At 36.5% G+C, this 26,140-nt stretch carries 21 protein-coding genes and 1 tRNA gene; all 22 read left to right on the forward strand.

All coding sequences use genetic code 11. The features are described 5' to 3' along the window. Positions 1–4: 4 nt before the first annotated feature. The 22 genes from DW963_RS04930 (at position 5) to glf (ending at position 26,122) form a co-directional block, all read left to right on the forward strand. Positions 5–1,669 carry a sulfatase-like hydrolase/transferase gene (locus DW963_RS04930; protein ID WP_158568619.1) on the forward strand — a complete coding sequence of 555 codons (1,665 nt, stop codon included), beginning with the start codon at positions 5–7 and terminating at the stop codon, positions 1,667–1,669. 146 nt (positions 1,670–1,815) lie between these two features. Further along, on the forward strand, positions 1,816–3,291 hold the full coding sequence (locus DW963_RS04935) for an APC family permease (protein WP_117914081.1): 1,476 nt from the start codon (positions 1,816–1,818) through the stop codon (positions 3,289–3,291). 9 nt (positions 3,292–3,300) lie between these two features. Beyond that, positions 3,301–4,221 (forward strand): phosphocholine cytidylyltransferase family protein, encoded by a 921-nt coding sequence (locus DW963_RS04940; RefSeq protein ID WP_117914082.1) that lies wholly within the window; start codon positions 3,301–3,303, stop codon positions 4,219–4,221. A 29-nt stretch (positions 4,222–4,250) separates the two neighbouring features. Next, a complete protein-coding gene (locus DW963_RS04945) occupies positions 4,251–5,822 on the forward strand; it encodes an amidohydrolase (RefSeq protein WP_117914083.1) in 1,572 nt (523 codons plus the stop codon). 13 nt (positions 5,823–5,835) lie between these two features. Then, on the forward strand, positions 5,836–7,590 hold the full coding sequence (locus tag DW963_RS04950; protein WP_117914084.1) for an NTP transferase domain-containing protein: 1,755 nt from the start codon (positions 5,836–5,838) through the stop codon (positions 7,588–7,590). A 207-nt stretch (positions 7,591–7,797) separates the two neighbouring features. After that, a complete protein-coding gene (gene yidC / locus DW963_RS04955; protein WP_117914085.1) occupies positions 7,798–9,699 on the forward strand; it encodes a membrane protein insertase YidC in 1,902 nt (633 codons plus the stop codon). A gap of 23 nt (positions 9,700–9,722) precedes the next feature. Beyond that, complete coding sequence (locus tag DW963_RS04960) at positions 9,723–11,534, forward strand: aminotransferase class I/II-fold pyridoxal phosphate-dependent enzyme (protein ID WP_117914086.1); 1,812 nt, start codon at positions 9,723–9,725, stop codon at positions 11,532–11,534. Positions 11,535–11,550: 16 nt separating this feature from the next. Beyond that, entirely contained in the window at positions 11,551–11,769 is a 219-nt protein-coding gene (locus DW963_RS04965) for a hypothetical protein (RefSeq protein ID WP_012738387.1), read from the forward strand. A gap of 109 nt (positions 11,770–11,878) precedes the next feature. Beyond that, a complete protein-coding gene (locus tag DW963_RS04970; RefSeq protein ID WP_243004163.1) occupies positions 11,879–12,379 on the forward strand; it encodes a GtrA family protein in 501 nt (166 codons plus the stop codon). Positions 12,380–12,391: 12 nt separating this feature from the next. Beyond that, complete coding sequence (locus DW963_RS04975) at positions 12,392–13,951, forward strand: amino acid adenylation domain-containing protein (RefSeq protein ID WP_117914087.1); 1,560 nt, start codon at positions 12,392–12,394, stop codon at positions 13,949–13,951. Between the two features lies 1 nt (position 13,952). Further along, positions 13,953–15,191 carry a diaminopimelate decarboxylase family protein gene (locus DW963_RS04980; protein ID WP_117914088.1) on the forward strand — a complete coding sequence of 413 codons (1,239 nt, stop codon included), beginning with the start codon at positions 13,953–13,955 and terminating at the stop codon, positions 15,189–15,191. A 110-nt stretch (positions 15,192–15,301) separates the two neighbouring features. Further along, positions 15,302–15,526 carry an acyl carrier protein gene (locus DW963_RS04985; RefSeq protein WP_117914089.1) on the forward strand — a complete coding sequence of 75 codons (225 nt, stop codon included), beginning with the start codon at positions 15,302–15,304 and terminating at the stop codon, positions 15,524–15,526. 23 nt (positions 15,527–15,549) lie between these two features. Then, positions 15,550–17,139, forward strand: a complete 1,590-nt coding sequence (locus DW963_RS04990) for an MBOAT family O-acyltransferase (protein WP_117914090.1) — start codon at positions 15,550–15,552, stop codon at positions 17,137–17,139. Positions 17,140–17,157: 18 nt separating this feature from the next. Further along, a complete protein-coding gene (locus tag DW963_RS04995; protein WP_117914091.1) occupies positions 17,158–18,231 on the forward strand; it encodes an SGNH/GDSL hydrolase family protein in 1,074 nt (357 codons plus the stop codon). Continuing rightward, positions 18,224–19,288 (forward strand): SGNH/GDSL hydrolase family protein, encoded by a 1,065-nt coding sequence (locus DW963_RS05000; RefSeq protein ID WP_117914092.1) that lies wholly within the window; start codon positions 18,224–18,226, stop codon positions 19,286–19,288. Before DW963_RS04995 ends, DW963_RS05000 begins: the two co-directional genes overlap by 8 nt. A 183-nt stretch (positions 19,289–19,471) precedes the next feature. Then, a tRNA-Leu gene (locus DW963_RS05005) sits at positions 19,472–19,558 on the forward strand. A gap of 109 nt (positions 19,559–19,667) precedes the next feature. Next, a complete protein-coding gene (locus DW963_RS05010; RefSeq protein WP_158568620.1) occupies positions 19,668–20,819 on the forward strand; it encodes a DUF3048 domain-containing protein in 1,152 nt (383 codons plus the stop codon). Positions 20,820–20,874: 55 nt separating this feature from the next. Further along, positions 20,875–21,396 (forward strand): DUF6512 family protein, encoded by a 522-nt coding sequence (locus DW963_RS05015; protein ID WP_117914094.1) that lies wholly within the window; start codon positions 20,875–20,877, stop codon positions 21,394–21,396. Between the two features lie 116 nt (positions 21,397–21,512). Continuing rightward, positions 21,513–21,881, forward strand: coding sequence for a GntR family transcriptional regulator (locus tag DW963_RS05020; protein ID WP_117914095.1), 369 nt, complete (start codon positions 21,513–21,515; stop codon positions 21,879–21,881). Continuing rightward, entirely contained in the window at positions 21,878–22,789 is a 912-nt protein-coding gene (locus tag DW963_RS05025; protein ID WP_117914096.1) for an ABC transporter ATP-binding protein, read from the forward strand. The genes DW963_RS05020 and DW963_RS05025 overlap by 4 nt, the downstream gene beginning before the upstream one ends. Then, on the forward strand, positions 22,782–24,884 hold the full coding sequence (locus tag DW963_RS05030; RefSeq protein ID WP_117914097.1) for an ABC-2 family transporter permease: 2,103 nt from the start codon (positions 22,782–22,784) through the stop codon (positions 24,882–24,884). The genes DW963_RS05025 and DW963_RS05030 overlap by 8 nt, the downstream gene beginning before the upstream one ends. Before the next feature lie 98 nt (positions 24,885–24,982). Next, entirely contained in the window at positions 24,983–26,122 is a 1,140-nt protein-coding gene (gene glf / locus DW963_RS05035; protein WP_117914098.1) for a UDP-galactopyranose mutase, read from the forward strand. The last annotated feature ends 18 nt before the right edge of the window (positions 26,123–26,140 follow it).

Consider the following 26,140-nt stretch of genomic DNA (forward strand, 5'->3'; position numbering starts at 1 on the left):
TTTTATGAAGATAATGAAACAAAAGATAAAACTGCTGTGTCCACAGCTTATATTTTTGATTGTGACATTCTGTATATTTATGCCATCATCTTTATTTCTTGGCAATATTGATCAATTTGCAGTGGGATTCACAGCACTTATACCGCTTCTTATGGCAGCGTCGTTAATTACGGCGGCAGTTGTTATACTGATAGGTCTGATTGTGCCAAAGAAGATATATAACATATATGCAGCAGTTATATTTGGCGGTGCATTTGCTGCTTATGTGCAGGGGAATTTCCTTAATCCGGATTTTGGTGTCCTTAATGGAAGGCAGATACAGTGGAGCCAGTTCAGGGTTAATGGAATAATAAGTACAGTTGTATGGATAGTACTTATAGTTGTTCCGGCAGTTATTGTATGCTTTAAGAAGGATATAATGACTAAGATAATGAAGTGGGGAAGTCTTTTTATAGCAAGCATACAGATTGTCACACTCGTGGTCCTTATTATATCTTCGAAAAGAACTGTTGATTATTCATATGTAGTGACTAAGAATGATGAGTTTGCGTTATCTTCGCAGGGCAATGTAGTGGTATTCATTGTTGATACACTTGATAATGATGATGCACAGAATTATGTTATTGACAGATACAGTGAAGAGCTAAAGGATTTTACTTATTTTGACAATATGATAGGCGGCGGTGCACCTACAGCACTTGGAGTTCCACTTATGCTTACAGGTTATCAGTATGATACAACGCAGTCTCTGGCTGATTACAGAAAGAAAGCATATGAAGAAGGTACGCTTATTCAGGATATGTCAGATAACGGATATGATGTTAAGTTGTATACTTCAAGTGAATATCTTAATGGAGTTAATCAGGAGGCAGTAGCCAATACTGCAGGTGGACAGAAATACAGAATATCAGACAAAGTGCAATTCTTTAAGAATATATATAAAATGTCGGCATTCTATGCATTTCCACAGATTATAAAACAGTATTTCTGGTTTTATGGTGATGATTTTGCAGCATGTCAGGCTCCAAAGAATAACAATGTTATTCAATATGAACTGGATGATTCACAGTTGTATGCTGATTTTAAGAATAATGGCGGTATAACAGTTGATGCTGGAAATAAAACATTTACACTGTATCATATGGTAGGAGCACATGCACCATATGAAATGAATGAACAGTGTGTAGATGTGGGAGAAACAGGGACTTCTCTTGATAAGCAGATACAGGGTGTATTCAGATATATTAATGAATATATGCAGCAGATGAAGGATAAAGGTGTATATGATAACAGCACAGTTATAATTACAGCTGACCACGGCGGATATGGATTGTATGAACGTCCTGCTGTATTTGTGAAAATGGCTGATACTCATAATGATGTAATGCAGGTTAATTCAGATTCTGTAACATTTAAGAATCTGTATGCTACTTATGGCAAGGCAGCACTTGGACAGAAGAGTAATTATGGAAATACGCTTTTTGATATGGCTGGTGTTTCTCAGTCAAGATATCATGTAGCACCATGGGATGTGTCAAAAGGTATGTACCCGGCAGATGAATATCTTAAAAACAGAGATTATTCGGTGTTTAGAATAGATGGGGACGCTGTTAATCCACAGATATCTGTAATTAAAGATGAGCAGCAGATGAAGAATATTAATAATTAATGATGAAGCAGCAGCTATAGCCATGAAAGGTTTATAGCTGCTTATTTTTATACTGGTAATTTAGTTTATTATCTGATATAATCCATTCTGTTCACGCAGATGGACAAAAATATGACCGAACGAATAAACTGTGAGAGGGGATATTTATGAATGAGAATAATCAGCTGGTTCGTGCTTTAGGGCTTAAAGAATCAATTAGTATGACAATTGGAACCGTTGTAGGTGTAGGACTTTTTACCTGTGGTTCAGCACAGATAGGAAGTGTAGGTTCATGGATAATAGGATTTACCTTTGTTGCACTTCTTATATCTATATGGCCATGTCTTATATATGGAGAGATGTCTGCAGCACTTCCTTGTGCGGGTGGAACATATAATTATGCCAAGAGAGGACTTAACAGAGTATGGGCTAATATGGCAGGATGGCATTATATAGTATCTGTTGTAGCTATTGGTGCAGGTGAGACGCTTGCATTTGCCAATTATTTTAAGATTCTTATGGAACAGCTTGGAATAAGCATCGTTAAGCTTGATTCAAGAATTATAGCTATTATCCTTGTTGCAGTTTTCCTTATTCTTAATTTCAGAGGTATTGAGCAGTCAGGTAAGGCACAGACAGCATTCATGTTTTTCTTCTGGGGCTGTTCAGTGTGCTGGTTCCTTTATATGATACCTAAGGTTCATGTTGAATATTTTGGTGGAATAGCAATGAATTCATTGCCTCCATTTAATGAGATGATGTATATATTTGGTCTTGTATGGTGGTGCTATACAGGATTTGAGACATGTGTATCTATGGGAGCAGAGACTAAGTATCCACAGTATACACTTCCAAGAGCATTAAAGATTTCGGTATTTATGGTATTTGCACTTAACGCATTATTCCAGTGGTTTCTTGTAGGTCTTGTACCTAAGGAGTTTTATGGAATTCTTGCAGCGGCAGATGCTCCATATGCAGAAGGACTTAAGGCAGTCGGACTTGTTGGATTTCCTATTATACTTTTATGTATTGGTATTGCATTTGGTGGTGATTTATCTACTATTAATCCGGGAATTGCTGCACCTGCAAGATACATTTATACAATGGCAGAAGATGGCGCATTACCAAAATTCCTTGGAAAGATTCATCCTAAGTTCAAGACACCATATGTTGCTGTTATTGTGGTTGGTGTTATCAATTTTATACTTATTGCAACAGGTTCAATTAATTACATAGCATCAGTATCGCTTATATCACTTGCTATATGTTATATGATAGGCTGCCTTTCATATATGGGGCTTAAGAAGAAGTATCCTGATATGAAGAGACCTTATAAGGCGCCCCTTGGAGTTATTGGATGTATATTTACAATTGTTGTGTATTGCTTCATGTTAATATTTGCAGATAAGGCAGCTCTTATTACAGCCGGAATTATAACCGTAATATGTGTAATATTTTATTTTGCATATTCTCACAGAAAAGAATGTGTTATGCCGACAATTGAGGAAGAGATTGGTGTTATAGAAGAACCGGATGAGCAGACTAAAGCTAAGATGGACAGACAGTACACCATATGGAAGGTATGCACAATTATTGTCACATGCATTGCACTTGGAATCTATATAATTCCAATGGTGCTGTAAGGAGGAATTATGAATCGTTATCAGTTTGAAGTACTTACATATATTGAAAAGAATGGTAAGAAAGATTATCCGATGAGAACTCTTTCAGATACATTAAAGATTTCAGGAACAGCTATATCTAAGGCTCTGGATGAATTAGAAAATGACATGCTTATTAAAAAATGTGGAGACCAGATGGAGATTACTGAAAAAGGTCTTGAGGCACTTGAGCCATATCGTGTAAAAAGAGCGGTTATTATGGCAGCAGGATTTGGTTCAAGAATGGTTCCGGTTACATTAGACAGACCAAAGCCAATGGTTGCTGTTAATGGAGTAAGAATTATTGATACATTACTTGATGCACTTGTTTCTGTAGGAATTAAGGATATAACTCTTGTAAGGGGTTATAAGAAAGAAAAATTTGACGAGATTCTGGAGAAGTATCCATTTATCAATCTTATTGATAACGATATATATGATAAAACCAATAATATATCATCAGCAATGGCAGCATTAGAACATATTGACCAGTGCTATTTATGTGAGGCAGACCTGTATATATCTAATCCGGCTATTATCACAAAGTATCAGTACTGCAGCAATATCCTTGGCTCTTATTCGTTAGAGACTGATGACTGGAGTTTTAAGTTTGATAATGGACATATAACAGATTACCAGAAGGGGAATACATATTGCTTTAATTATTATGGAATATCGTACTGGACTAAGGAAGACAGCGCAAGATTAAGAGAAGACTTTGCACAGGTATATAATGAAGAGCCGGAGGGCAATGATTATTTCTGGGAGTTCATTCCACTTGTGCTTCGCAAGGAAAGATATGCGGTAGAGGTAAGACCTTGCGAGAAATCAGATATTATGGAGATAGATAATTTTTATGAGCTGGTACAGTTAGATCCTTCTTATAAGGATTATCCGGGACAGGAACAGTAAATGCAGATATAAAGGGAAGGTAAATGTCTATGATATGTTATAAGGGAAAGGTTCTTACAGTAGACAGCAATGATACAGTAGCCGGTTATCTCGTTGAGGATAAAGGAAGAATTGTGTATGTTGGTAATGAACTGCCAGAACAGTATAAGAATGTGCAGACAGTTGAACTTGGAAAGAAGGTGCTGGTTCCGGCATTCGTAGATACACATCAGCATATGGCATCATTTTCTACATTTCACGCAGGACTTAATGTTATGGATGCAGAGTCCAATGAAGAGATTGCACAGATGGTTAAAGAATTCGTGCAGTCAAGCGGTAATAAAAAAACACTTATAGCATTTGGTGCGTCACCATATTCAGTTAAAGAAGGAAGACTGATAAGCAGGGAAGAATTAGATAAGGTATGTCCTGATAAGGAAATCATGGTTGTCAAATATGATGGACATGCGTGCATAATTAACAGCAAGCTTCTTGATAAGCTGAAGGGGAAAGTAAGTAAGTTGAGAGGTTATCACGAAGATACAGGTGAGATGAATCAGGAGGCATTCTTTGAATGTTCTGATTACATTACCAATTCACTTTCTATTATTGAACTGTTTAAGAATATGCAGAGTGCCATTGATTTTCAGGCGTCTCATGGAATTGGCTGTATTCATACTGTAAGTGGTGTGGGTTTTACAGGCAATCTTGATATTACATTTGAAAAAATATTTGCAAAATCCTTAACTAATGGATTTCAGGTAAGAGTATTCCCACAGTCAATGAATGTTGATGTCGCATTAAAGAGAAAACTGCCAAGAATAGGCGGGTGTTTTGAATGTGCGCTTGACGGATGCTTCGGTTCACACGATGCAGCTATGAATGAACCATATATTGATTCTTTAGGCGGTGACGGAGTACTTTATTATGATGATGAAAAGGTTATTGATTTCTGCAAGAAGGCTAACAGAGCCGGACTGCAGATAGAGATGCATGCGATTGGGGATAAAGCATTTGACCAGGCATGCAGGGCACTTAAGGCGGCACTTGACGATTATCCAAGAAAAGACCACAGACATGGAATTATACATGACTGTCTTCCAACTGAAGAGGGAATTAAGATATGCAGGGACTATAATATACAGATGCCTGTACAGAGTGCTTTCATTAACTGGAAACAGGAACCTGATGAGTATCTTGAAAGTATTATGGGTAAAGAAAGAGCAGAAAGACTTAATCCGCTCAGAACATTTAATGAGAATGGAATAGTTGTTTCGTGCGGTTCTGATGCTCCATGTACATCACCGGATCCTATCGTATGGATTGACAAAGCTGTTAATAATATGAATCAGTCTCAGGCAGTATCGGTTCAGGAAGCACTAAGGATGTGTACGTATAATGGATATTATGTAACATTTGACGAGAAAGAAAGAGGAAGCCTTGAGGCAGGAAAGATTGCCGATATGGTGGTTCTTTCAGATGATTTGTATTCAGTTGACAAGAAGGATATAAAGAACATTAAGGTAGAGGGACTTATACTTTCGGGGGAAAAGTATGAATCATGCAGAGAAAATGTAATCAAAGCAGTGATTCGAGGAATGTTCTCAGGAAACATGGCATAAGGAGATATGTATAATGAGAAAAGAAGAGTTTTATGTATTGAACAGTTTGTATAATGGAAGCATTGGAAGAGCCGGCTGCACTTATGATGTTGAGGCGACAAAGGCTCTTAATGACACAGATATTTATAATAAACTTGTAAAAACAGGGTATATTGAAAAAGAGTCTGGTAGTATTACAAAGACTGGATTAGAGGCGCTTGAACCATACAGGGTTAATAATGCCGTTATTCTTGCAGCTGGCGCATCTACACGATTTATTCCTTTATCACTCGAACAGCCAAAGGGTCTTTTTGAAGTAAAGGGTGAACGTCTTATTGAGAGACAGATAAAGCAGCTTCAGGATGCTGGTATTAAGAATATTACAGTTGTACTTGGATATAAGAAGGAGATGTTTTATTATCTTGAAGACAAGTATGGTGTAAAGTTCATTATTAATGATTCATTTAATATAAAGAATAATATTGAAAGTCTTTATCTTGCGAGAAAAGAACTCAAGAATACATATATATGTGTAAGTGACAGTTATTATATAGAGAATCCGTTTAATCAGTTTGAATATCATACATTTTATTCAGGTTATTATGGAAAGGAAACAACGGATGAAGTATATGCAAGAACTGACGGATTTGGAAAGATAACAAGAATTGCCAAGGATAATAAGATTGATGGCTATGTTCTTATGGGACATTCATTCTGGAGGAAAGAATTCTCAGAAGCATTTATTAATCAGGTTGAGGCTGTACGGGAATCTGGAATATATAATAACTGCTATTGGGAGATTCTTGTAAAGGATAAGCTGGATGAAATGCCTGATATTTATTTTAAGGAATATCTTCCGGGTAATATATTTGAATTTGATTATTTTGATGAGCTTAGAAAGTTTGATTCACAGTATCTTGGACATACGCACAGTGAGATAATAAGAAATATCAAGCTTGTATTCAGATGTGATGAGGAAGATATAATTGATTTCAGAAATGTAAGCGAAGGAATGACCAACACATCATTTATATTCAAGATTGACGGAGTTGATTATATATATAGGCATCCGGGCGATGGAACAGAAAGTATAATCAATAGAAGAAATGAAAAAAAATCACTTATCAAAGCCAAAGAAGCTGGTGTAGATCCTACATACATATATGCAGATGTTAATGAGGGCTGGAAGATATCCATATTCATTCCAGAATTCAGAGAACCTGATTATAATTCTTTTGAGGACTCAAAGAAGATATTGGCTGTTTTAAGAAAGCTGCATAAGGCAGATATAACAGCTGATTATGGAATGAAACCTTGGGAAGATGCACTTGATATGGAGAAGCTTCTTGAGAAGAAAGATCCTGTGTGCTTCGTTCAGTATGAAGGACTTAAGAACAGCATAGGACAGTTGTATAAGATGACTCTAGCAGATGGAGTTGAAAAATGTTTCTGTCATGGAGATACATATAAGCCAAACTGGATGATAAGACCAGATGGAAGTGTCATACTTATTGACTGGGAGTATTCTGGATATTCTGACCCGGGAATTGATGTTGGATATTATGTGGTTGATGCCATGTATGATTTTGATAAGGCTGAGGAATTCATAAAGGAATACCTCAGGAAGATTATAATGAGACAACAAGATTTCATTATATGGCATATATTGCTATTATTGCGTACTACTGGTTTGTATGGGCTATGTACAGGGAATCATGTGGTGCAGATATGGGAGAGGCATTGGAGAACTGGCGAGACATGGCAGTTAAATATGCTGAGTACCTTTTGAAATAAATAATATTAAAAGGACACTGTATTATGTAAGAACAGTGTCCTTTTTTGTGTGCAAAACATGTAAAATTTATATTGGGTATGTAAAAAAAGTATATCGGATATGTAAAAACACCTTTCAATAATTGATAATAAGTGATATGATTAATTATTGTGTTGGATGACTCTGACACAATCAATAAAATCTTCAAAAGAGGAGTCATTTATGGAAATATTATCGACAGCCTTAGGTTATGTAATGAATTTTTGTTACAAATTGCTGCATGATTATGGATTGGCAATTATATTATTCACTCTGATAAGTAAGATTGTTCTCTTACCTGTATCAATCTGGGTACAGAAGAATTCAATTAAAATGGTTAAGATGCAGCCTGATATTAACAGGATTCTTATTAAGCATTATGGGGATAAGGATGAGATAGCAGAGGAACAGTCTAAGCTTTATAAAAAAGAAAAATATAATCCACTGGCATCACTTATACCTCTTATTATACAGATAATACTTCTGCTTGGAGTTGTTGCAGTTATCAAAGACGGAATTAATGAAGGTGTTGCGAACATGAAGTTCTGTGGCTATGACCTTACATGGATTACTACAAAAAAGTGGGGATTATCAATAATAACACCAATTATAGCAGGTGTCTCAGCATGGCTTTTATGTGTTGCACAGAATGCAAGTAACGTATTACAGGCAGAACAGAGTAAGCTTAATAAGTATGGTATGATGATATTTTCAGTAGGTCTGTCGTTATATTTAGGATGCTTTGTATATGCAGGAGTAGCTCTTTACTGGACTGCCAGCAACATATTTGCAATTCTTCAGTTATATCTTCTTAACTGGGCGATTAATCCTAAGAATTATGTTGATTATGAGGCTCTTGAGGAAACTAAGAAAGAACTTGCAGAGATTGAAGCTCTTGGTACGAAAAAAGGTAAAAGAAACAAAGAAGATATTAAGAGAGAAAAAGCTGATTATAAAAAGTTTTTCTCTGTTGTTAATAAACATCTTGTCTTCTATTCAGAGGGCTCAGGTTTTTATAAGTATTTTAAAGGGATAATTGAATACATACTTAATAATACGAATATTACAATTCATTATGTAACAAGTGATCCAGATGATCAGATATTCAGAATTGCAGAAAAAGAAAGTAAGATTAAACCTTATTATATAGGGGAAAAGAAACTTATAACACTTATGATGAAGATGGATGCAGATGTTGTTGTTATGACTATGCCTGATATTGAGAATTATCACATTAAGAGAAGTTATATCAGAAAAGATATTAATTATGTTTATGTTCCTCATGGCATGGACAGCCTTAATATGACAATGCGAACCGGATCAATGGATCATTATGACTCTGTATTATGTACAGGAAAGATTCAGAAAGAAGAAATAGAAAAAACTGAAGAAGTGTATAATCTTCCTAAGAAGGAGCTTGTCGAGTGGGGATATTCATTGCTTGATGAGATGCGTGAGGATTATGCAAAGATGCCAAAGAAGGAAAATGATATTAAGTCAATACTTATTGCTCCATCATGGCAGAAAGATAATATTGTAGACAGCTGTCTTGAGGACATACTTGATAATCTTAAGGGACATGGTTATAAGATTACAGTCCGACCACACCCACAGCATGTAAGACATATGCCTGAGAAGATGGAAGGACTTAAAGAAAGATATAAGGATGATACAGATATAGAGATTCAGACTGATTTTTCATCAAACAGTACTGTTTTTGAGGCAGATCTTATGATTACAGACTGGTCAGGTATAGCATATGAATATGCTTATACTACATGTAAACCGGTTCTTTTCATTGATACACCAATGAAGATAATGAATCCTGAATACAAAAAGATTGGAATTGAGCCACTTAATATATGGATGAGATATGAAATCGGGCGTGTACTTAAGCTTGATGAAATTGATAAGACAGCTGATACAGCAGCAGAGATGCTGGCAGCTTCTGATACATATAAGGACAGCATAGACAGATTTGTTAAAGAATATGTGTATAATCTTGGCAGTAGTGCATCGGTTGGAGCTAAATATATTATTCAGGAAATTCAAAAAGCAATTAAAAGACATAAGGAACAAGAGTAACGTCAGATTACTAGGAGGGGATTATGCAGGCAATTATTTTAGCAGCGGGAATGGGAAAGCGTTTAAAGGAACTTACCCAGAATAATACCAAATGTATGGTAAAGGTTAATGGAGTATCGCTTATAGACAGGCTTTTGCATCAGCTTGAGAAACAACATCTCTCAAGAATAGTGATTGTTGTGGGCTATGAAGGACAGAAGCTGATTGATTATATAGCGACATTGGGAATTAAGACACCAATTTCATATGTTGATAATGCGGTATATGATAAGACAAACAATATTTATTCACTTGCGCTGGCAAAGAATTATCTTATGGAAGAAGATACTCTGCTTTTTGAATCAGATGTAATTATTGAGGATTCTGCAATTGATGAACTTGTAAAAGATCCGAGAGATACACTTGCCATGGTAGATAAATATGAGAGCTGGATGGATGGTACATGTGTAAAGCTTGACGAATATGATAATATTGTTGCATTTGTTCCAGGAAAGAGCTTTGATTTTAAGGAAAAAGAGGAATACTATAAAACTGTAAATATCTACAAATTCAGCAAACATTTTTCACAGGATATATATGTTCCTTTCCTTGAGGCATATTGTAGTGCATTAGGAGAAAATGAATATTATGAACAGGTTCTTAGAGTTATAACGATGCTGGACACACCTGGAATTAAAGGTATGAGATTATCAGGTCAGAAATGGTATGAAATAGATGATGAACAGGATCTTGATATAGCAACGACACTTTTTGCTCCAGATGATGAGACAAGAATTAACCTTATGCATAAAAGATATGGAGGATTCTGGAGATATCCGGGATTGTTGGATTTCTGTTATCTTGTTAATCCTTATTATCCGCCTAAAAAGCTTAAGGATGAACTGTGTGCAAGCTTTGATACACTTTTGACAGAATATCCTTCAGGTATGGGAGTTAATTCTTTACTTGCAGCTAAGAATTTTGGTGTTCATAAAGACAACATAATAGTTGGAAATGGAGCAGCAGAACTTATTAAGTCACTTATGGAGAGCTTTTCTGGAAAGACAGGCGTTATCAGACCTACATTTGAAGAATATCCTAACAGATATGCTGTTGAAGACGAAGTAGTATTTACACCGTCAAATGATAATTATACATATTCAGCTGAAGAACTGATAGAGTTCTATACATGCAACAAAGTAGATAATATTATTATTATTAATCCTGATAATCCATCTGGTAATTATCTGAAAAAGGAAGAAATTATAAGGTTAATAAAATGGACAGACAGTCAGGGAATAAAGCTGGTGGTTGATGAGTCGTTTGCTGATTTCTCAGATGAACCGGATAATTCTCTTATAGAACAGAAATTTATCGAAACATATAGCAGTTTATATGTTATGAAAAGTATATCTAAATCATATGGTGTACCGGGGCTGAGGCTTGGAATCCTTGTTTCTTCAGATACAGAAACGATTGCAGCAATGAAAAAAGATGTTGCAATATGGAATATTAATTCATTTGGAGAGTATTATCTTCAGATTGCAGAAAAGTATAAGAAAGATTATGCGGCTGCAATGGACAAATTCCGCGTAGAAAGAAAAAGGTTCTATAATGAACTGGAGCAGATATCTGGTATAAGAGTTATCCCATCACAGGCTAATTATTTTATGATTGAGATAACTAATGGAATGACAGCAAAAGAACTTATGATAAAACTGTTTAAGAATCATTATCTGCTTATAAAGGATCTTACATCAAAAGTACATGATGGAAAACAGTATATAAGAATTGCAATCAGAAATGATGCAGATAACAACAAGATGCTTGAAGCATTAAAAAAGGAACTTAATTAAAAAGGAGATAAAAAGTATGTTGACATTATTAAATTTAAATGTAGCAGGTTACATTGACCCATCTGTTATGACTTATGCCATTCAGGCTATTGCCGGAGTGATAATTGCTGTTGGTGCATTTCTTGGTATTTATTTAAGAAAGGCAAAGAAAAAGCTTAATAACAAGCTTGGCATTGATGAAAACAGAAACAAGGAAGTTGAGACAGATGATATCGTTATCAACGAATCAAAATAATAAATGAATTTTCAGGACGCCGTTTCAACACGGCGTCTTTTTCTTGATTTGTTATTGATAAAAGTATAAAATAGTATGGCGTTATATCAATAAAAACAGTGAGGTAATTATGAGTAACAATACAGATAATAATATGCAGGAAATTAAGCCGGATATATTTGATAAGATTATGCATCTGCCGGGTCTGAGGGTGTTTGAACCATTGTATAAGAAGTATAAGGAAGTACTTCTGTATCTTTTCTTTGGAGTACTTACAACAGTGGTGAGTATAGGTTCATATGCATTCTTTAATGTTACACTTGGAATTAATGAGCTTATTGCAAACGTTATTTCATGGGTGCTTGCAGTACTTTTTGCATTCTTTACTAACAGGATATGGGTGTTTGCAGCACCAACTAAGACTGTGGAAGAATTTATGAAACAGTTAGTTTCATTTGCAGGTGGAAGAGTATTAACTCTTGTAATTGAGGAGATAATTCTTCTTGTATTCATTACAATGCTGCATTTCAACAGTATGTTAATAAAGTTTATTGCGCAGGTAGTTGTAATTATACTTAATTATGTTATAAGCAAGCTGCTTGTATTCAGAAAAGATAAGAGTAAGAAGTAAAAGGAGAAGGTAATGGAAAAGAATGTATTAGAGTTTCTTGAAAACTCACAGAGAATGTATGGGGAAAAGACAGCGTGTGCGGACATGAATAATGAACTTACATACACACAGCTTATGAATCAGGCAAAGTTCATAGGAAACTGTCTCTCACTTAAGATTAAGCCTACACAGGGAGTTCCTGTGTATATGGATAAGACATGTAATACATTATCTTTATTTATGGGAATTGTGTATGCAGGCGGATATTACTGCATGCTTGATACAACTCATCCGGCTGAGAGAATTAATCTTATATTAGATACGATTAAGGCAGATATTCTGGTTGTAGATAATAAGTCAGCCAAGAAAGCAGAAAAGCTCGGATTTCAGGGCGAGATTATTAATCTTGACGAATTACTTGAAGAATACGATGGACAGGCTGTGGATTCAGAGGCTCAGGAAAGACTGGGAAAGATAAGAGAACAGGCACTTGATACAGATCCTCTGTATTCAATCTTTACATCAGGTTCAACAGGAGTTCCTAAGGGAGTTATTGTCAATCACCGTTCAACAATAGATTTTATTGATTGCTTTACGGAAACATTTGGAATTACTAATGAGGATGTTATAGGTAATCAGGCACCTTTTGACTTTGATGTATCAGTTAAGGATATATATTCAAGTTTAAAGACAGGCGCAACCTTACAGCTCATTCCTAAGATGTGCTTCTCATTTCCAACCAAGCTGCTTGATTTCCTTGATGACAGAAAGGTTACAACTATTATATGGGCTGTATCAGCGTTATGTATTGTAACAACTCTTAATGGATTCGAGTATAAGAGACCATCTTCACTTAACAAGATTATGTTCAGCGGAGAGGTTATGCCTATAAAGCATCTTAATGCATGGAGAGTGCAGTATCCGGATGCAATGTTTGTTAATCTTTACGGACCAACAGAGATAACATGTAATTGTACATATTATGTTATTGACAGAGAGTTTGGTCTTGACGAGAAGCTTCCGATGGGAAAGCCATTTGCCAATGAAAGAGTATTCCTGTTAGATGACGAGGATAAGCTTGTTGATGCAGGCAGACCAGGAGAGTTAGGAGAAATATGTGTATCTGGAACAGCTGTAACCATGGGGTATCTGCGTAATCCTGAAAAGACAGCAGCAGCATTTGTACAGAATCCTCTTAATGACAGATATCTGGAAACTATATACCGCACAGGTGATCTTGGTTACTATAGTGAAGACGGTGAACTTTTCTTCTCATCTAGAAAAGACTTCCAGATTAAGCATATGGGACACAGAATCGAGCTTGGCGAAATTGAGACATACATGAATGCTATAGAGGGACTCCTTAGAAGCTGCTGTATATTTGATACAGATGAGAATAAGATTCTCGGATTCTTTGAGATAGAAGGAGCAAGTGAGCTTGACAGAAAGGGCGTAACACATGCCCTCAAAGATAAAGTGCCACAGTGGATGATTCCAAATGTGCTTGTTAAGGTGGAAACAATGCCTCTTACTAAGAATGGTAAGATTGACAGAAAAGAACTTATGAAGATATATAAAGAACAGGAGGCATAGAATGTTAGGAGTTAATGAATTAAAAGAGATTGCCATAAAATGTGGAACACCATCGTATATATTTGACACAGATGAGCTATGTGCAAGGATTGATGCCATTCAGCAGATTCTAGGATGTGGAGTTACAGTGTGTTATGCAATGAAGGCCAATCCGTTTCTTATAAGCGTGCTTGACAAGAAGCTTGATAAATTCGAGGTATGTTCTCCAGGTGAATTTGCAATATGCGAAAAAGAGGGCATAAACAGGGAGAAGATAGTCCTTTCGGGTGTTAATAAGGAAAAGAAAGATATCCTCTACACAATGAAGACAGGTGCTGTTGGAATCTACACTGTGGAATCGCTTAACCAGCTTGAACTTATCAATTCATGTGCAGTTGAGTGTGGTATTAAAGTTAAGGTTCTTATAAGAGTTACAAGCGGCAACCAGTTCGGTATTAATGAGCGTCAGGTATATGAGATTGCAGACAGAAAGGATGAACTTAAGGGAATTATTATTGAGGGAATCCAGTGCTATTCGGGAACACAGAAGAAAAAATTAAGCCAGATAGAGTCAGAGGTTGTGTGGTTACAGGCAATAGCACATACATGTGAGGCTGAACATGGTGTTAAGCTTAATGAGATTGAATATGGTCCAGGTCTTTCAGTCGATTACTTCGTTACAGATAAATGTGATGCAATGAATACTGATTTTGACGAGCTTAAAGAGTTTGCTGCGATGATTAAAGAAATGTCCGAAAAATTCAATGTTACTCTTGAGATGGGGCGATATATTGCAGCTACCTGTGGAGTTCTTATAAGCAGAATTGCTGATATGAAGATGAATGACACAACAAGATATGCAATTATTGACAGCGGAATTAATCATATTAATTATTATGGACAGGCTATGGCTATGAAGAAACCAAGATGTGAATTCATTCCAATGGAGTACACAGAAGAGTTTGCTGATGGCGTAGATCATGATGTGGAAGTGTACTCACAGGGAGTGCAGCCATATAACATATGCGGTTCATTATGTACAGTAGGAGATGTAATTGTTAAGAATCTTGAATTAAAGGATGCTAAGATTGGTGATATGATAGCGTTTTATAATATTGGTGCATATTCTGTTACAGAGGGAATTTATCTTTTCTTAAGCCGCCGAATGCCGGCAATTGTGATGTATTCCACTAAGAATGGTTACAGAGTTATAAGAAAATCTGTAGAAACATTTTTAATCAACAGCAGTGATACACAATAATTTTACAATTTTGTAACAAAATATGATTGACTATATGTGAATGAGAAGATAGAATGTTTTTTGTTCACAGATGTGTGATCAAAAGATTTTAATATTTTGCGAGGTTTATTATGGATCAGTTATTAGACATTTTGAATGAAATTAACAGCGATGTAGATTATGAAATTTGTGATACTCTTATTGATGATGGTATATTCAGCTCATTTGATATTGTATCACTTGTTGGTGAGTTAAACGATGCATTTGACATCGATATCACACCAGTTGATATAGTACCTGAGAACTTTAATTCAGCAGAAGCTATGTGGGAGATGATTCAGCGTCTGCAGGATTAATCCGGAAAGCGGGGTAAAATAATATGTCACTAGTTTCTACCGGATTTCTGGTATTTTTATTAGTGGGAGTAATTGTATATTATCTTATACCTAAGAAGGCACAGTGGGCATGGCTTTTGATATTAAGCTATGCCTACTATTTATGTTCGGGATATAAGACGGTTGTATTTATATTACTTACAACAATTGTTACTTTTACATCAGGAATCCTTTTAGAGAGAACAGAGGATAATCTTGCCAGGAGCCTTAAAGCAGAAGGGCTTGCAAGAGAGGATAAAAAGGCTTTAAAAGAAAAGGCAAAGACATATAAAAAGAGGGTTGTAGTTATTGCTCTTCTTCTGGTATTTGGTGTGCTTGCAGTTGTTAAGTACCATAATTTTGCGATTGAGAATGTTAATGGCATAATTAAGGCATTTGGTGGCAATGGCAGGATATCAACATTTACACTGCTTCTTCCACTTGGAATATCTTTCTATTCATTCCAGTCAATATCATATGTTATTGATGTATACAGAGGAAAAGTAAAGGCATGTAATAACATTTTTAAATACGCCTTGTTTGTTTCATATTTTCCTCAGATAACACAGGGACCTATAGGAAGATATGACAGACTTGCACCACAGTTTCTGGCAGAGCACAAGTATGATCTTGCAGTTATCCAGCATGGATTGCAGCGTATGGCCTGGGGACTTTTCAAAAAGTTCATTATAGCTGACCGTGCAGGAGTTGTGTCTGATCTGGTATTTAATAATCCCGGTCAGTATCATGGAATATATGTAATAATAGGCGTTCTTGCGTATTGTGCACAGCTATATGGAGATTTTGCCGGTGGAATAGATATGGTTATGGGTGCTTCCGAGATGTTTGGAATCCACCTGGATGATAATTTCAGGCAGCCATTCTTCTCTCATTCTATTGGAGAGTTCTGGCGCAGATGGCATATAACACTTGGTACATGGATGAAGGATTATGTGTTCTATCCATTCAGCTTAAGTAAAGCCATGAATAAGCTGGGTAAATTCTTTAAGAAACACAGCAAAACAAGATTTGGTAAATATATGGCGAAGGCATTGCCTATATGTCTGGCAGATTTACTCATATTCTTTATAGTAGGTGTATGGCATGGAGCAGCATGGAAGTATATAGTATATGGTATGTACAATGGTATAATCATGAGCTTTAGCAGTATTATGGCACCTGTTTATGAAAAAATGTTTAAAATAACTCATATTAATAAGAATGCACGCTGGTACAGAGGATGGCAGATAATAAGAACATTTATACTTGTTAATATAAGCTGGTATTTTGATAACGCAGCTACTCTTACAGATGCATTCAGACTTATGGGAAATACATTTAAACATGCATCATTCAGCATGGATGCAGTTGTAAAAATGTCTGGAAGCCAGCTGGATTTGATTATATTACTTGCAGGCTGCTTTGTATGGCTTATTGTAAGTATACTTAAAGAGAAAGGCATTGTAATCAGGGAAGCTCTTGACAGAAAGCCGCTGATTATCAGATGGGCTGTATATATAGCTCTTGTTATGTCGGTTGCAATGCTTGGCTATATTTCTAATACATCGGGTGGATTTATGTACGCCCAGTTCTAATCAGAGGTGCAGGATACCATGAAGAAGAAAGCATTTAGAGAGATATTAAAATATGTGAGGGTGATAGTATTCTTTGCGGTTATAACTATACTTGTTGAAGCGGTTAATTATGTAATGGTTCAGCCGGGGTATGCAAGATATATAATCCATACGGTTGACAATCCGGATGATGGCTCTGATTATGATTGTATTGTAGTGGGAGCTTCACATGGAAGGGCTTCAATTGACCCACATTATTTTCTGGAAATGGAATATGCAGTTAATCCAATTAATATGTGTATTCAGGGTGCCACGGTTATTGATAATTATTATATGATCAGAGAAGCGTGCAATAATAATAACGTAAAGAAGATAATTCTTGAACTTGATTATCAGTACTGGAATAAGAATCTGAAACGCGATTCGGATTTTGGAGATCTTCTTGTATATGGGCAGCTTCCTTTTTCAACTCTTAAGATGGAGTATATTGCAAGTCAGCTGATGGATAAGGACTTCAGGACAATATATTTCAGAAGATATGCATTTGCCAGGAATTGGAAAACGGCTAAGAAATATATGGCTATAAAGAAGACTGATGAATATAAGAATTTCCAGATAGATGGTGTTGCCGGAATTGATACAGAAGGACCATATCAGGGACTGGGATTTTTCTACCGTACAAAGGTAACTGATAAGAAGGGAAAGCTTAATCCATCACCGTGGACATATGAAGATCTTAATCCTAAGGTGCAGAAATATTTCCAGAAGATAGTTAAGTATTGTAAGGACAATGAAATTGAGCTTATATGTGTTACTACACCAATTCCACCATCGTCGGTTGCTTCAGGTACAGCAAATGAGGCTAATACATATTTTAGGCAGATATGTGATGAGAATAATGTAAGGTATATAGATGGCAATCTTATTAAGAATGAGATTCTTAATGTAAGTGATGATGATTTCTCTGACTGGGAAGGCCATATGAACGGAGAGCTTGCTGAGCAGTTCTCAGAGGTACTCACAGATATACTTAAAAAGGATGATTGTTCAGAATATTTTTACAGCAGTTATGATGAGTGCATAGAGGCAATTAAAGCGAGGGGCAATGAGTAATAGAATATTAAAATATGTCAGGGCTGTGGTGTTTATTGCCATAGTGACCGGGCTTATCAAATGTATGGATTATGCGATGATGCCATCAGGCTATATAAGATACATTATACATGAGGCTGACAATGCAGATACTGATGAAGGATATGACAATATAATAATTGGAGCTTCACATGCAAGATCTGCTATAAATCCAGTAAAGCTCGATGAAGCCGGGGCATCTGACAATGCATTTAATCTTGCAATACCAGGCGAGACTGTAACGGATTCATATTATCTTTTAATGGAGAGTGACAGACATAATAATGTAAAAAGAGTTATATATGACCTTGATTATCAGTACTGGTGCAATTATGCAGAGAGGGAGTTTGAGGACTGTTTCATATATACATGGCTTCCTTTCAGTAATGTAAAGCTTAAGTATATAGCTGATAATCTGCTCACAAAGGATTTTCGTACGGTATATTCAAAGAGATGGGCTTATGAGATATCACCGTCTGCTATTATGAATAATCTTAAGGTTAAGAACAGCGCGGCGTACCGCAACTACAGTATGGATGCAGTTGAGATACATGATGCCGGAGGACCTTATTCAGCCAAAGGATTTTTCTATAGAGATATGAAGATGGACAGCCTCGTGCCATCTGATATTGTTGCATGGGATGAGAGTGGAATCAGTGATAAGGTTCTGGATTCATTTGAAAAGACTGTCCAATATTGTAAGAAGAATAATATTGAACTGGTATGCGTTACATCACCTATTACGCCGACAACATCAGTTAACGGTTATTCGGAACAGGCAGGAGCGTATTTTACGAGGCTTTGTGAAGAATATGGTGTTGAATATTATGATTTCAATCTGTTAACAATGGATACACTTCCAAGAACAGATGATGACTTCTTTGATGAAGAAGGTCATATGCTTGGAGAACTTGCCGACAGATATTCAGATATACTGGCATCAGTTCTTCTTGACAAATGTGACAAAAGTACCGCTTTTTATGGTACTTATGCACAGTTAGAGCTGGCAGTTTATGAAAATTATGTGACAAAACAGTGAAACTGACAAAATATGCTTGCTATAAACATAACAATGTGCTAAACTTCATTCACTGCATATGTTGAATCTGCAGGTAGTAAAGAGTCGTGATGTACTACATATCTGTTACTGCATTTGGGACACTTAGCTGCGCCAGAGGAAGTCATATGTATTAATAATACGCCTGCTATGCAGGCACTTTACGCCGGTGTGGCGGAACTGGCAGACGCACAGGACTTAAAATCCTGCGGGACTTATACTCCCATACGGGTTCGATTCCCGTTGCCGGCATATTAATAAAGAGCTGTACATAACTATGGTTATGTATGGCTCTTTTTTCTTGCCATATAGAAGTGCAAGTCGTACAATTAAGGAAGATTATTACGATGGGGGACAATCAATGATTAATAATAGAAAACGCATTATTATAATTTCTGTTCTTAGTGCAGCAGCAGTTGTGGCGGCTGTCATGTGTGTTGTTATGACACGCAGAATAAGAGGAGGTAATCCTACAGGAGAGGCTTTATCACAGAATGTTAATCCGATAGAGTCTTCTTCACAGACAGAAGAACCAACTGTGTATGTAGATAATACGGTCGACATAATTGACGTTAATTCGAAGACAAGACCATTTGCAGTGTCTGTTAATAATACACCAGTAGCTGTACAGGTGCAGACTGGACTTAATAAGGCATATATTGTATATGAGCTTCCAACAGAGAGTTATACATGCAGACTTCTTGCCTTGTTCAAGGTAGAGGATTCAGATGTTACAGATGAAGCACCACAGGAGATTGTTGGGTCAGGCAATGTAAGTCAGACAGATACGGTTATTGGAACAATAAGAAGTGCAAGACATAATTTCCTTGATTTCTGTTTTGAATCAGATGCGATATTTGTACATTTTGGCGGAAGCACTTACGCTGAGAGTGATGAGGCAAAGACTGGAATTAACTGGATTAACGGCTTCTACAACAGTGCATATTACTGGAGACATAATCCGGAAGGACTTGCAACAGAGCACACAGCATATACATCGCTTTACAGGTTAAAGAGTGCAGTACAAGAAAAAGGCTTTAATGCTGAGGCTGAGAATGCATCGGATACAGTGCTGCTTAATTATGATGTATCAGATGTTGACCTTTCAAAAAGAGAAGATGCAATCAGTGCATCTTCTGTGTATGTGCCTTACAGCAGTTATCAGTACACAACATTTACATATGATGCTGCGTCAGGCAATTACTTAAGATTCGCGAGTGGCGAGCCAAGTATTGACCACGAAACAGGCAAGCAGTTTAATACTAAGAATATTATTGTGCAGAAGATTACACACAGCATGATGGATGATAATTACTGCTGGAATCTTCATACTGTTGGCAGAGGGGAAGGCTATTACATAACTAACGGTTATGCTGTTCCAATCCAGTGGAGTAAGTCAGACCGTTATTCCAAGACAGTGTATACATATGCAGATGGAACAGAGATTAATGTAAGTGATGGAAGAACATACATAGAAGTGTCTGATGTAACTATGACTGTTGAAGTGGAATAGTACAACAGGTGGAAGCATATACTTCTATTATTCAACAATAATGGAGGTGTGCATTGTGAACAAGACAATCAAAAAACTTAATATAACAATGATAATAGGGATTCTGGCAGTATGGGTGTCAGGGTCCCTGTTTCATTTTGTGTATGACTGGACGGGAAGGAATACATTTGTCGGGCTGTTTTTTCCAACTAATGAATCAACATGGGAACATATGAAGCTGGCGTTCCTGCCTATGAATCTGTATGGAATCTATACATGGTATGCATTAAAGGACAGATACGAAGCAAGCGGCTTTGCGGTTTTACTCGGTGCAAATGTGGCAACATGGGCAATTCCGTTTCTGTACTACACATATATGGGAGTTCTTGGATTTTCAAAAATGTGGCTTGATATTGCAACATTTTTTGTGGCAGTGCTAATTGGTTTCGCTGTGGAGTATCATGTGTTAAGACGTGCCGGGCATGAGAGCTTTGTACTTGGAACATGGATTATGGCAATTGTTGATTTTATGATGGCAGCAGCATTTGTTTCATGCTCGTATGGTGCGCCTGAACTTGGCATATTTGCAAAGCCTTAAAAATAACAGTTGACAATATCTAATTATAATAGTATGCTATAACTGTACTAATCAATATAGTACAGTTATTACACAAGCTTGTAACCAGTTAAAATAAACACAGAAAGGAATGGAACATGTTCACTATAGATGTCATGTCGCGAGTGCCAGTCTATGAACAGCTCATTAAGCAGGTGGAAGACCAGGTGCTTAAAGGGATTATGAAGGAAGGCGATAAGATGCCATCGGTACGGTCTTTGTCGATGGAGCTGTCTACTAATCCGAATACAATCCAGAAAGCATACATGGAGCTGGACAGAAGAGGAATTCTGGTGAGCGTACCGGGAAAGGGCTCTTTTATATCGGCAGAAGCGTTAAAGATTGTCGGGAATCAGTCTAAGGAAAAGCTTTCAGAACTTAAGGAGATTGTAAGAAAGCTTGCATACGTAGGGGTGAGTAAGAGTGAGATAACAGATATGATTGAGGAGGTTTATAAGAAAATATGATAGAGGTAAAAGGTGTTACTAAATCATTTGATGACTTTACAGCACTTGACAATGTTACCTGTAATATAGCGGAGGGCTGTATATATGGTATGGTTGGTTCTAACGGTGCAGGAAAGTCCACACTGCTAAGAGTTCTGTCAGGGATATATAAGGCAGATAAGGGAGAAGCAATAATCGATGGAATTAATGTATATGAGAATACATACATGAAGAATAAGCTGGTGTTCGTTGCAGATGAATTATTCTTTCTTGCAGGCGCGAACATGAAGAGCATGGCTAAGTTCTATAGTTCAATATATGATAATTTTGATATGGACAGATTCACAGAACTTACGAAAACATTTGGACTTGATCCGTCTAAGAGTATATCAAACTTTTCAAAAGGAATGAAGAGACAGGCAGCTATAATACTTGCACTTTCAACCAGAGCCAAGTATATGTTCTTTGATGAAACATTTGACGGACTTGACCCTGTTATGCGTAATCTTGTCAAGAAGTTAATATGTGGTGATGTTGCAGATAATAACGCTACTGTTATAGTTACATCACATTCATTAAGAGAGTTAGAAGACTTATGTGATCATTTGTCACTTCTTCACAAAGGCGGGCTGGTGCTTGACAGCGATGTATTTGAACTAAAGACGAGTCAGTTCAAGGTACAGGTAGCTTTTAAGGATGATTTTGATGAGAGTAAGTTTGAGGGCATTAGGATTACAAGATACCGTCAGGAGGGTTCAGTTGCCAACATGATAGTAAGTGGCGACAGGGAACAGACCATGGACATTATAAATGCCATGAATCCGGTAGTATTTGATGTCCTCCCGCTTACGCTTGAAGAGGTATTTACTTATGAGATGGAAGCGCTCGGTTATACATTTGATGTGAAGGGGGATAAGACGCATGAATAATAAGAAAGTATTCAGCTTTCATATGTTTTTACAGACATTGAAGCAGACAAGGCTTGCAGGCTTTATAATGATGGCGGTAATTACACTTATATCAGTTGTACCGATTATTTCATCATTAAGCTATATTAAAGAATATAAACAGGTTAATAATGTAGGTGGAATTTCGGGGAATTATTTTCTGGTATTAGTATTCATAATTGTTGTACCTGTTATATCATTGATAGTATGGAGTTTTCTTAATAAGAGAAGCAGCAGTGATTTTTATCATTCAATTCCATATACAAGATTGTGCATATATCTTAGCAAGACGGCAGCAATACTTACATGGATTGCCGGAATACTTGTTGTGTCATATGTATCACAGGCAGTTTTATTCATGGCTAACAGGCAGTATTTTAATGTTGATTATGCAACAATGTTCTGTATGTATCTTTCAATATTTATATGCAGCCTTTTATGCATGGCAATTATAAATGTATCAATATCCATTACAGGAAACATATTAAGCAATATATGTGTTACAGGACTTATAATGTTTCTTCCAAGATTTATTGCGTTAATGGTTACAGAACTGACTGTGTTTCATGGAGAAACTTACATGATAAGTAACAGTGGTGTGGGGTTACTTGATTCTTCCAACAATATGATTGTTGGCTGGGTATTTTCTGTATTTGATATGTACAATGGTTCATCAGGAATTGCAGATATGGTTCTCAGCCTTACAAGTAACTTATATACACTCGTGCTTGCACTTATATATATAGCGCTTGGCGCACTTCTCTTTGTAAAGAGAAAAAGTGAGACAGCAGGAAAAGCAGCTAATGGAAAGGTTCTGCCAATGATTATCAGAACACTTATCGGCTTTTCAATTGCGTTTATAGGTGTAATGATAGCATATACAAGTATAGACAATGATGAGACAATAGCAGTTGTTGTGCTGTTTATTGTAAGTGCATTGGTTGTGTTTGTTTATGAATGTATAGTAAGTAAGAAGATGAATGTTATAAAGCAGTGTATTCCATCAATTCTTCTTGGATATGTTCTTGCAGTGGTAATTGGAACAGGAGCTAATTCATTTGGCAAATATGAGGCATCATACGAACCGGATGCTTCAAAACTTGCGTATGTATCAATCCAGCCAATGGATATGTATTATGCTTCAGATAACGGATATTTCAGCTCTATATCATCGAAGGTTCAGTTTACAGATGAAGAGATTCTCAAATATGTATCGGAGAAATTTGGGGCATATAAAGATAAATGTATATCAAATGGTGTTCATAATTATATTTATAACGGCAGAGGTTCAGTGACTAATTATAAGGTTGGTTTCAGACAGAACGGTGTTACACATTACAGAAGGATTCAGCTTACAGACAGTGATGCCAATAAACTTGCAAGTCTGTTAAAGAAGGATGAGAATTTTGTTAAGGCTTATATGGAACTTCCGGATAGTGACAAGATTTCTGTTAATTATATAACAGGTAATATGGAGGATTCTGACTGTAAGGATATATATGAAACAATTAAAAGTGAAATTAAACAGATTGGTTTTGAGAAATGGTATCAGATAGTTACTTCAGATGCTGATACTTTCTTGATGTCAGTACGGTTTTCAAAAAATGGCGTTACTTATGATATGGTTCTTCCAATCAGTAAGAATATGCCACAATCTTATAATAAGTATATTAGTATACGGAATGAATATGCCATTAAGAATAATGAAAAAGAGCTTGGGACAATGAGCGACATTTTAAAGCAGTATTTAAATGACAGTTCCAGAACATGGGATAAATATACTAGTGGATATGAAACTCTTTCAGCAGTTCTTGTATATAATGATACCAGAACATATATTGACCTGGATTCGTATGTAAGAAAAGATGAAGAAAGAGCACAAAAAGTATTAAATGGGCTTATAGAGTCCCTTGACAAGAAGAATTTTAATAAAAATATAAATGCAGATAATCCTTGTATTGTATTGAATTATGAAAAGTATAATCCTGACAACGGTAAATCTGTTCTGGCAGATGCTATTATACAGTTAGATGGTTATACAAGGACAGAAGATTATATATCTGATATTGATTATTAATTACTTTTTGTGTTGAAATAATGTAATATAATAAGTATAATTAATGGGATGGTGCGTCGACATCATCCCATTATTTAAGATAGAAAAGGAACAGGATTATGTATGATTATTTAATAGTAGGAGCCGGACTTTTCGGTTCAGTGTTTGCACATGAGGCAGCAAGAGCAGGAAAGAAGGTTCTTGTAATAGATAAGAGAAATAATATTGCCGGTAATGTATATACAGAGAAGATGGAAGGTATTAATGTGCATGTATATGGTGCGCACATTTTTCATACCAATAATAAGAAGGTGTGGGAGTATCTTTCACAGTTTACTACATTTAACAGATTCACTAATTCACCTGTTGCTAATTATAAGGGGGAACTGTATTCACTGCCATTTAATATGTATACCTTCAATAAGATGTGGGGCGTTGTGACACCACAGGAGGCTGCAGAAAGAATTGAGCAGCAGAGAAAGGAAGCAGGAATCACAGAGCCTAAGAACCTTGAGGAGCAGGCTATAAGTCTTGTCGGAACTGATATATACGAGAAGCTTATTAAGGGATATACACAGAAGCAGTGGGGCAGACCATGTAATGAGCTTCCATCATTTATTATCAAGAGACTTCCTGTAAGACTTACATTTGATAATAATTATTTTAACGCGCTTTATCAGGGAATCCCTGAGGGCGGATATACTAAGATGGTCGCCAATATGCTTAATGATAGCGAGCTTTCCGGAAGCATTGAGGTAAGACTTGGCGTTGATTATCTTGCATCTGCTGATGCTAAGGAAGAATTAGACAGTCAGGCTGAAAAGGTTGTATATACAGGTGCGATAGACGCATACTTTGATTATAAGCTTGGTAATCTTGAATACCGTTCAGTAAGGTTTGAAACAGAGACTCTGGATACTCCTAATTTTCAGGGTAATGCAGCAGTTAATTATACTGATGCCGAAACTCCATGGACAAGAATTATTGAACACAAATGGTTTGAGTTCGGTAAGGATGAGAATGGCGACGACATTCCTAAGACTGTTATCAGCCGTGAATACAGCTCTGAGTGGAAGCCGGGTGATGAGCCATATTATCCTGTAAATGATGAGAAGAACGGCGCTTTATATGCACAGTATAAGGAACTTGCTGACGCTGAAAGCAAAGTTATATTCGGCGGACGTCTTGGTGAGTACAAATATTATGACATGGATGCTGTTGTGGCAGCAGCACTTGACTGTGCCGCAAATAATATATAATTGCAGGTGGTGGGGGTG

The sequence above is a fragment of the Eubacterium sp. AM46-8 genome (assembly GCF_003466705.1).
Classification (GTDB): Bacteria; Bacillota; Clostridia; order Lachnospirales; family Lachnospiraceae; genus Lachnospira.